This is a genomic window from Helicobacter pylori (assembly GCF_021062735.1).
Lineage (GTDB): Bacteria > Campylobacterota > Campylobacteria > Campylobacterales > Helicobacteraceae > Helicobacter > Helicobacter pylori_DN.
The window spans coordinates 53604-63437 of sequence record NZ_JAHXLB010000011.1; the positions used below are offsets into that span (position 1 = coordinate 53604).

The following is a 9834-nucleotide window of genomic DNA, read 5'->3' on the forward strand; positions in this document are numbered from 1 at the left end:
TTAAGCATAATATTCTTTAGTGTCATTTTTTAGCGTTAGGTTTGCCAAAATAATGTTTGTAATATCTTCATCAAAAAATTCTAGTATGTAAAACATTGTTATTAATGCCACCAATAGCACCACGCCATATAATAAAGACCACACAAATAAGAAAGAAGCATTCAAAAAAGAAATGATCCAACTATTCATATTAAGCTTTAAAAACTTCTCTTTTTTAGATATTTCTCTAACATTGATGGTCTCTACATAATTTAAAATCATTCACCCAACTCCAAATAATTTAGTGGCAATAGTTTGAGCGTTTGCAATGGCAATAGTGGCTAAAATTATCCCTATACATTTCCACGCAATTTCTCCTAGCCTGTCTAGGTTTTTAACTACATAAATACCAACACAAATCACAATAATTGCACCTATTGCTTTCATAAAAGGACCGCTAGTAAAATTGATGATTGTTTGTAATGCATTAGACTGCCACACGCCACTTCCATTTGCCAACAATAAATTGGGCATAGCCAACAGCATAAAATATAAAGCTTTTTCTTTGAAATTTTTACATTTCATAATCTACTCCTTGAATTGGTTTTTCATTTTCTTTTGTGTTGTTTTGTGAGATTGTTTGTTCTTGTGGTTTTAATAAGGCTAAGCACTCATTTTTAAGAGCTTCTAATTTTTCTTTTTTCTCACCATCAAAAAACAAAGATTGCTTCTCTATTCTTTCTAAAAAGTTTTTTATCATTTCATTATTGATATGATTATTACCGATTAAATTGGCTAGCTTTAAGTCATCGTTACAATCCTTAGAATATGGGATAAAAACATTAGGCATATTTTCTGTATGCTTATAAATGATTTCTTCACTAATCTGTGTATAGATTTGTCCATTTTTATCATTGTCATAGGCTAAAACAATATTTAAAGACAAATCAGGTTTATTCACAGGCTCAGGCTCTGTGGTTTGAATTTGCGTGTTCTGTGTAAATAAATTACTCATTGCTTGTTGTTTTAAATGGGTTATATCCATAATGCGTCCTTTTAAAATAATAGGCGTTGCATCATTAGGGCTTTTATAATAAGCCCTTGATTGATCCACAGAAACTTTTTTATCTATGTAGTCATAAATACCCAAAGCCTTAGCACAAAAATTGTTAAAGGCACTAAAATCATTGTTACAATTAAAATCTTGACCTATAGTTTGCTGTGTAGGGATAATGATTCTAAATCTTTCAGCAATGTGTCCGTGCTTTTCTTTATTATGGTTTCTTGATGGGATAATGAGCGTTTCTATGCCATGTTTTTTAAAGAGATCTTTAGTCTCTTCTAGGCTAATATTAGGCTTATTTTTGTCATTATCTATATCAAAAATAAGCAAGTTAGAAAAGCCTTTGGTGTTATGGGTATTTCTATAGTTATTCTTATAAATCGCACTTGAATAATGGTAGTTTGTAATCACCTTAACTAATTCATCTAAACTTTTTACACTTTCATTAACCCAATCTTTAGCTGGCATAAAATCTGTGCTACTAGGATATTTAGCCCTTGAAAAATGGATAGTTAAATTATCTCTAGTGGTGTTTGTTTTATTTTCAATTCTTGTTTGAGTGCCTTTATATAATTCAAAGCTCTGAACCTTTTTAAGATAGTCAGCGTATTCTTTGCTTTTAGATTGCTCAATATCGCTCAATAATTTTTCTAAAAAAGCGTCTAATTTATTAGCATTAAATTGCCCATTACAGCTTAATAGAATACTTTCATAAGCATTGAGCTTTCTTAATTGCAAATAACTCATGCTATCAATAATGCTTTCACTTAAAACAATATTTTTAATCAGCTTTAAATCCTTAGGGGCAAGCATTTCTATACCTTTTTCCCCCTTATTTAAAGCATTGATAGGTCTGTTTAACACTTGATTATTTAAGCTAGTCATAGGATTTTCCAAGCGTCTAGTGTAAGAAATGATCTTATTAGAATGGCTATTTTTGGAATATAAGAAGTTAGGCACACACATGTTATTATGTTTGTCTTTTTTTAAAGAGTGGTTATAGACTAAAAACAGATTACCATTAAGCTTTCTTTTTTCTAACATTTTGGAATTGCTTAAATCATAAAGTTCAAATTGATTGAATTTATCAATAATTTTTTGTTGCTCTTTAAATTTATCTGCTTCTTTACTAGTTAGTTTAGAGGCATTTTCTTTTATGGTATCATCGTTTATGATTAAGCCTTGCGTAAAACCCATTAAATCTAAATTTCTGTTCTTACAGAAATTGATAATATTACCGCTATCAGCTTTATTGTCGCAGTTGAAATAAAACCATTGAAAATTAGCATTTTGTCTTACAAGAAGCTTTTCATTGCTATTACCATAAACTTTCCAAATTTTAGTGCTTTTTTGTGCGTTCAATCTATAACCATTTCTTTCTAAAAGGCTATCTAGTGGTAAGTATATAGCGTTCTTTACATAAGCCATAATCAAGCCTTTATGCACATCCTCTTAAATCTTTAGATTTAACGCTCAATCTATTAAAAGCTCTTTGCAAATTTTTCAATACAATAGCTTTTTGATAAGGACATTTGTTACTAGGGAGTGCTTTTTTGCTCAAGCTTTTATAATTAAGCGTAAAAATTGTCTGTGTGTCATTCAAAGGGTTAAAACTAAAAAGTAAGTCGTTAAATTGTCTGAATTTACTAAAAACAATTTCTTTAAGCTCGCAAATTTGATTATTAACTCTATACTTCACGCTTTTTAGCCTTTGTGTGTTCTTTTGTAAAAAGTTAATAATTTTTAAAAAAAAGGGGAAGGGAGTGTGTTTTTATTGAATTTACTCCCTTGAAACTCCTTATTTTTTGTGAAGTCTTTTAAATAGATATACACATAGCCTGGCTTATTTTTTACCGCTTCAATTAACCCTTGAGCTTCCAAATCATTGATTGCGTTTCTTAAAGACCTATCTACACACTGATGCACTTGCGTGTAATAGTGTCTACTTAATGCAATTTTATTGCTTTTTGAACTTAGTGCAAGCTCACAAAGCTCTCTGTAAAGCCTTCTAGACCCAACCCCACCAAATAAAGTGCTATAAAACCTATCTTCAACAACTTTTCTAAAGATTTCTACATTAACATCTGGATAGTTTTGGAAATAAAATTGTTGTGTCTTTTTGGAAAATTTAACATTGTCTAAAAACATTTCTTGGCACTCTCTAGAATTTAAGTGCAGTTTAGGGATTTTAAAAAACTTCATAAACTTCCTTTTAAAAGAAGCTTAGATAAGAGTTCTATAAATAATTACATTCTCTAAAGAATAAACCTATCTTTTGAATGCTTGGAATAACAGACATTGTTCACATGCATTTCTTTTAAGATATTCGCATCTAGAACTTTTCTTTTAAAAACTCTTTCTCGCATAGTCATAATCCCTAGATATTGATTTCTTAGAGATTAGAAAAAAATTACATTCTCTAAAGAATGTGTTTTAGACCCTTTAATTTTGGCTAGAGATTATTACTTTAACTTTAATTTAAGCTATGGGCCAGGATTTTTAGGGTGGATAAGTAAAATTTACACTGACAAACAACGCTATCTAAACGCCCTTTTAAAAATTAAATATTTTAACGCCCCCAGTTTAAAGATGGAATGCTCTAGTTTTGAAGAAGTGTTGCTCGCTTATCCTAATGATTTTTTCTATCTTGACCCCCCTTATGTGTTAGAAAATTCTAAAATGTTTAAGGGGATTTATCCTATGCGTAATTTTCCTATCCACCATAATGGTTTTAAGCACGAAGTGTTAGCTCACGTGCTAAAAAGGCATAAAGGACCATTTATTTTAAGTTATAATGACTGCGAATTGGTAAGGAATGCTTATAAAGATTTTAAAATTTTAGAACCATCTTGGCAATACACTATGGGACAAGGCGAAATCAGAATGGGTAAAAATCGCTTAGAAAGAGGCGATAGTAATCATGTTAAACAATCTCATGAGTTATTGATTATCAAGGAGTAAAATGCATATTAGCGAAGTCAAAACTGCCTTTAAAATCGCTGATGTAGAATATGTGAAAGACAGCACAAAGTTAAATTTCAACTATCTTAAGGATTTAAAAGATGAAAACAATCAATCTTTATCTCAAAATATTTTAACTCAAAATGTGGCTAGAGTGTATTTAATTGTAGTGGATGGTGAGATTAAAAAAATCGGTGGTTCTCAAGCAGATGGCGGGATTAAAAGCACGCTCAATATTTATAAAGATGGGGGAGTCAAAGGGAGGCCTAATATTAGAAGTTTTGGCGTGTGGTATTTTCTTTATCACACAATACTCACAGGGGCTAAAATAGAATTTTACATGATTTATCAGCCTAATTTTGAAACTCAAGTGAAAGGCTTGTTTGGTTTTTGTGCAATCAAAGATGCAAGTATAAGCTATAGACTTTTAGAGCAAGCTTGCCTAACAGATTATAGAAACAATAACAATGACGCATTACCCGAATGGAATGAGCAAGAGCAAGGCAAAGATTAGCCAAATGATATTAAAGATGAGCATGCCAATATCACTCAAAAAGCTCAAAACAGAGAAAAGGCCATCCATAGAAAGGCGATTGACAAACCTAGCGGAACTTTAAAAGATTGAAGAAGCAATCTTAACCCAATCTCAAAAAAAGGGCTTTAAGTTACTAGATATATTTAAAATAAAGCATGGGTTTAGATGAAAGGAAAAAAATAGAACTTGTATAAAGTAGCAGATATTTTTTGTGGTGCTGGAGGATTGAGCTATGGCTTTTCTGTGCATCCCCATTTTGAATTAGTATGGGCTAATGATATAGACAAGGATGCCATTTTAAGCTATCAAGCCAATCATAAAGAGGCACAAACCATTTTATGCGATATTGTGCAACTTCATTGCCACAACTTGCCATGCGTTCCAATTGATATTCTACTAGGCGGACCACCATGTCAGAGCTATTCTACCCTTGGCAAAAGAAAAATGGATGAAAAAGCGAATCTGTTTAAAGAATATTTGCGGCTTTTAGATTTAGTGAAACCAAAAATATTTGTTTTTGAAAATGTGGTGGGTTTAATGTCTATGCAAAAAGGGCAATTGTTCCAACAAATTTGTAACGCTTTTAAAGAGAGAGGTTATATTTTAGAGCATGCCATTTTAAACGCCCTAGATTATGGTGTGCCTCAAATAAGAGAGGAAGTGTTTTAGTGGGCGTGCTTAAACGCTTTAAGCAAAAATCCCACTCCCCCCTTATATTTTGATTTGCCTTAGCCTTTTTATTGCCTCCTGCTAAAAGTGATCCCATAAACTTCATTCCTGATTTGGAATAAGGGATCAGTAGGGGCTTCTACGCCTTTAGGGAGATCGGCTGGGAAATACACATCTTTATTGCAACCCATTCCTTCGTATTTTTCAACTTTCAAGGTCCCCACCAATAATTCCTTGTGTTTGCCTTTCCAAAGCGCGGTCGTGTCGTTGGTGGCATCATTTTTGTTCGCAAACACCAGATACATTTGGTATTCTATGGGCTTAGTTTTAAGGTGTTGTTGGAATGAAGAAAGCAGATAATTTGAATCTTTTTGCTTTAATTCTTGGGGGTTAAGATACTTAACGCCCTCTTTAGGCACAAATTTCCATCTCGCAGGCAATAATTCCTCTTTCTTATCTTTAAACCTGAACGCATGCACGCTATAATAAGGCGTGTTAGCCACGCTTGAGCTAATCCCTATCGTTTTCATATAAGTTGCAAAATTCCTATAAGAGGGGACTTCTTCATAAAGCTTTTTGATTCTTGTTTCATCCACCTTGCCATTTTTAGGAATCCTCATCTCAAAAAATTGAGCGAATTCGTTAGGGTTTTTGGCGAAATTGATTTCTGTATTGAGCATCACCATTGTCCAGCTAGCGTTTTGATTTTCCAATTTTAACGCCATTCCCCTAACTTTGCTTTTATCGTCCATCGCTACGCCCCCTAAAGAATACCTTACAGATGCAGGGATTTCTTTTTCATTGAGTAGTGGCACATCTAAATCCTTTCTTGCTTGCGCATTAGGGAGGAACACGCCTTTAGCGCAAAATCCTTTCGTGTGGTTGATTTTCATTTTAGGCTCTTTGGCGTTGAGTTTGTAGAAAATATCCGCAATCTCTTCAGCGCTCACTTCATGGGCTTTTAAAAAACCCAAGCTAAAAACCAAACACAAGCTCAAACCAATTTTTTTCATTTTTTTCCTTATTGTTATTTTTTATATAAAACAATGCCTTTAATTGTATCAGTAAATTCCCTATTAAGCCTTTAAAAAGCCTTTTTTTGATACCTTATTAGGATCTTAAAAGATCATCTTATCCATTTGCATGCTCATTAGCAAGCTTTTAAGGATAAACTTGTGTTTTAAATTTTGTGATTTTTAAGAAAAATTGGCTTGATTTTAAACTAAATCTATATTCTTTTATGCTACAATTATTTCCACAGAGTAATTTATCTATTCTCAGGTAAAGTAAGGAAGAGGAATGAAATTAAAGAAACGAAAAGTTGCGGCTGCATTGCTAAAGTGTTTTACCTTGCCACTATTGTTCACTACGGGTTCATTAGGGGCGGTTACTTATGAAGTGCATGGAGATTTTATCAATTTTGCTAAAGTGGGTTTTAACCACTCGCCTATTAACCCTGTTAAAGGTATCTATCCTACAGAGACTTTTGTTAACCTTACGGGTAAGCTAGAGGGGTCTGTGCATTTAGGTAGGGGATGGACCGTGAATTTAGGCGGTGTTTTGGGCGGACAAGTTTATGATAGCACTAGGTATGATAGGTGGGCAAAGGATTTTACCCCCCCAAGCTATTGGGATAAAACTTCTTGCGGCACTGATTCTATGAGCCTTTGTATGAATGCTACTAAAATGTGGCAGCAATCAGGGCCAGGTGGTATCATTAACCCTAGAGGTATTGGTTGGGAGTATATGGGTGAGTGGAACGGCTTGTTCCCTAACTACTATCCGGCTAACGCCTACTTGCCTGGTGGTTCAAGGCGCTATGAAGTTTATAAAGCGAATCTTACCTATGACAGCGACAGAGTCCATATGGTCATGGGGCGCTTTGATGTTACGGAGCAGGAGCAAATGGATTGGGTTTACCAATTGTTCCAAGGTTTTTATGGGACTTTCAAGCTTACGAATAAGATGAAGTTCTTGCTCTTTAGCTCTTGGGGTCGTGGTATCGCTGATGGTCAGTGGTTGTTCCCTATCTATCGTGAAAAGCCTTGGGGTATTCATAAGGCGGGTATTATTTATCGCCCTACAAAGAATCTAATGATTCACCCTTATGTGTATCTTATCCCAGAAGTAGGCACATTGCCCGGTGCTAAAATAGAATACGATACCAATCCTGAGTTTAGTGGTATGGGCATGAGGAACAGAACGACTTTTTATGTGTTGTATGACTATCGTTGGAATAACGCTGAATACGGCCGTTACGCACCCGCTCGTTATAACACTTGGGATCCGTTCTTGGATAATGGTAAGTGGCGTGGCTTACAAGGTCCTGGTGGTGCGACACTCTTTTTACGCCACCATATAGACATTAACAACTACTTTGTGGTTGGTGGTGCTTATCTCAACATTGGTAACCCTAACATGAACTTAGGTACTTGGGGTAACATCATCGCTGTGGATGGTATCGAACAATGGGTTGGCAGTATCTACAGCTTAGGGTTTGCAGGGATCGACAACATTACCGATGCTGACGCGTTCACTGAGTATGTTAAAGGTGGAGGCAAGCATGGTAAGTTTAGTTGGAGTCTCTACCAACGCTTCACTACCGCTCCAAGGGCTTTGGAATATGGTATCGGTATGTATCTAGACTATCAGTTCAGCAAGCATGTTAAAGCGGGTCTCAAACTCGTATGGTTAGAGTTCCAAATTCGTGCGGGTTACAACCCTGGAACCGGTTTCCTTGGGCCAAACGGTCAGCCGCTTAACTTGAATAATGGTTTGTTTGAATCTTCTGCATTCGCACAAGGTCCTCAAGACATGGGTGGCATTAAAAAGAGTATTACCCAAGATAGAAGCCATTTGATGACACACATCAGTTATAGTTTCTAAGAGAGTTCTCCTCCTATCTCTTAGATATGCCTTTTTTGTATTTTTATTTTAATATCATTTGGGAGTTAGGGTTTTTGGAAATTAAGAAATATTTTTCTTACTCTCTATTTTTTTTGCTTTTTTCTAGTCTCTTTTTATCCAAACTTCAAGCTTATAAATTCAACATGAGCATTGTTGGAAAGGTGAGCAGCTATACCAAGTTTGGCTTTAACAATCAAAGATACCAGCCTTCTAAAGACATTTATCCTACAGGTAGCTACACTTCTTTGCTCGGCGAATTGAATTTGAGCATGGGTTTATACAAGGGTTTGAGAGCGGAAGTGGGGGCTATGATGGCAGCGCTTCCCTATGACTCTACCGCCTATCAAGGCAACAATATCCCTAACGGCCAGCCCGGCTCTAGGACCGATCCTTTTGGGGCGGGTATCTTTTGGCAATATATTGGTTGGTATGCAGGGCATAGCGGTTTAAATGTGCAAAAACCTCGTTTAGCCATGGTGCATAACGCTTTTTTGAGCTACAACTACAAAAAAGACAAATTCAGTTTTGGCGTGAAAGGGGGTCGCTATGATGCTGAAGAGTATGATTGGTTCACTTCTTACACTCAAGGGGTTGAAGGCTTTGTCAAATACAAAGATACCAGATTCAGAGTGATGTATTCAGACGCTAGGGCTTCAGCGTCAAGCGACTGGTTTTGGTATTTTGGGCGTTACTATACAAGCGGTAAGGCTCTAATGATAGCGGATTTGAAATATGAAAAAGACAACCTAAAAATCAACCCTTATTTTTATGCGATCTTTCAAAGAATGTATGCACCAGGCATTAATATCACTTATGACACCAACCCTAATTTTAACAATAAGGGCTTTCGTTTTGTAGGCACTTTCGTGGGTTTTTTCCCCATTTTTGCCACTCCGGCTAATCAAAATGATATTATCCTCTTCCAACAAGTGCCATTAGGCAAGAGCGGGCAAACTTATTTCTTCCGCACCCGTTTTTACTATAATAAGTGGCAATTTGGGGGTAGTGTCTATAAAAATATCGGTAACGCTAATGGTGATATAGGTATTTATGGCGACCCTTTGGGGTATAACATTTGGACGAATAGTATTTATGACGCAGAAATTAACAATATTGTTGGCGCTGATGTTATCAATGGGTTTTTATATGTAGGCTCACAATATAGGGGGTTTAGTTGGAAAATTTTAGGCCGTTGGACGGATAGCCCAAGGGCTGATGAAAGGAGTCTTGCGCTCTTTTTGAGTTATTTTTCTAATAAGTATAATATTAGAATGGATTTAAAACTAGAATATTATGGCAATATCACCAAAAAAGGCTATTGTATTGGGTATTGCGGCATGTATGTTCCAACCGATCCTAACGGGCCTGGGACACAGCCTTTAACGCACAATGTGTATTCTGACAGGAGTCATATAATGTTTAACATCACTTATGGTTTTAGAATTTACTAGTATTTTATCCTTAATGGATATTTTTGATTAGCCTTTTTAAAATATTAAAAGGCTTCGCTCCAATCAAATATCAATACTCAAAAAGCCTTATTTAATTTTATTATTCAATATTTAATACACTAGAACAAAACACCACACCCTACGCAGTTTTTCAACAAGCTCAACGAGTTTAAAGACGAAGTTTTTACCACAAAGAAGGCTAAAGAATACATTGATATAGCGAGCGGTTTTCATAAGCTTTTTAAAAATGATGCAAAGATCGCAAGAAA

The 9834-nt window shown here is 35.2% G+C and carries 6 protein-coding genes and 4 pseudogenes; 5 read left to right on the top strand and 5 right to left on the bottom strand.

Annotated features, from left to right (window positions below):
* From KX581_RS05970 to KX581_RS05985, 4 genes and pseudogenes are all read right to left on the bottom strand, one after another.
* Complete coding sequence (locus KX581_RS05970; RefSeq protein ID WP_100966763.1) at window positions 1–261, bottom strand: virB3 type IV secretion protein; 261 nt, start codon at window positions 259–261, stop codon at window positions 1–3.
* Entirely contained in the window at window positions 262–564 is a 303-nt protein-coding gene (locus KX581_RS05975) for a TrbC/VirB2 family protein (protein ID WP_000649842.1), read from the bottom strand.
* The gene (locus KX581_RS05980; RefSeq protein WP_231175846.1) at window positions 554–2470 is read right to left on the bottom strand and encodes a toprim domain-containing protein; all 1917 of its coding nucleotides are present in this window, start codon (window positions 2468–2470) and stop codon (window positions 554–556) included. The genes KX581_RS05975 and KX581_RS05980 overlap by 11 nt, the downstream gene beginning before the upstream one ends.
* Window positions 2471–2480: 10 nt before the next feature.
* Window positions 2481–3244, bottom strand: a pseudogene (locus KX581_RS05985) (hypothetical protein).
* Window positions 3245–3448: 204 nt separating this feature from the next.
* On the opposite strand from KX581_RS05985, the pseudogene KX581_RS05990 reads away from it, so the two are divergent.
* The 3 pseudogenes from KX581_RS05990 to KX581_RS06000 all read left to right on the top strand — a co-directional run.
* Window positions 3449–4003: pseudogene (locus KX581_RS05990) on the top strand (DNA adenine methylase); the annotation flags it as partial.
* A 1-nt stretch (window position 4004) separates the two neighbouring features.
* Window positions 4005–4628: pseudogene (locus KX581_RS05995) on the top strand (GIY-YIG nuclease family protein).
* A 96-nt stretch (window positions 4629–4724) separates the two neighbouring features.
* Window positions 4725–5248: pseudogene (locus KX581_RS06000) on the top strand (DNA cytosine methyltransferase); the annotation flags it as partial.
* Between the two features lie 27 nt (window positions 5249–5275).
* Here the strand turns inward: KX581_RS06000 and KX581_RS06005 are convergent.
* A complete protein-coding gene (locus KX581_RS06005; RefSeq protein ID WP_231175847.1) occupies window positions 5276–6220 on the bottom strand; it encodes a catalase family peroxidase in 945 nt (314 codons plus the stop codon).
* A 286-nt stretch (window positions 6221–6506) separates the two neighbouring features.
* On the opposite strand from KX581_RS06005, the gene hofC reads away from it, so the two are divergent.
* A complete protein-coding gene (gene hofC / locus KX581_RS06010) occupies window positions 6507–8093 on the top strand; it encodes an outer membrane beta-barrel protein HofC (protein ID WP_231175848.1) in 1587 nt (528 codons plus the stop codon).
* A 74-nt stretch (window positions 8094–8167) separates the two neighbouring features.
* On the top strand, window positions 8168–9565 hold the full coding sequence (gene hofD / locus KX581_RS06015; protein WP_164856843.1) for an outer membrane beta-barrel protein HofD: 1398 nt from the start codon (window positions 8168–8170) through the stop codon (window positions 9563–9565).
* Window positions 9566–9834 lie beyond the last annotated feature (269 nt).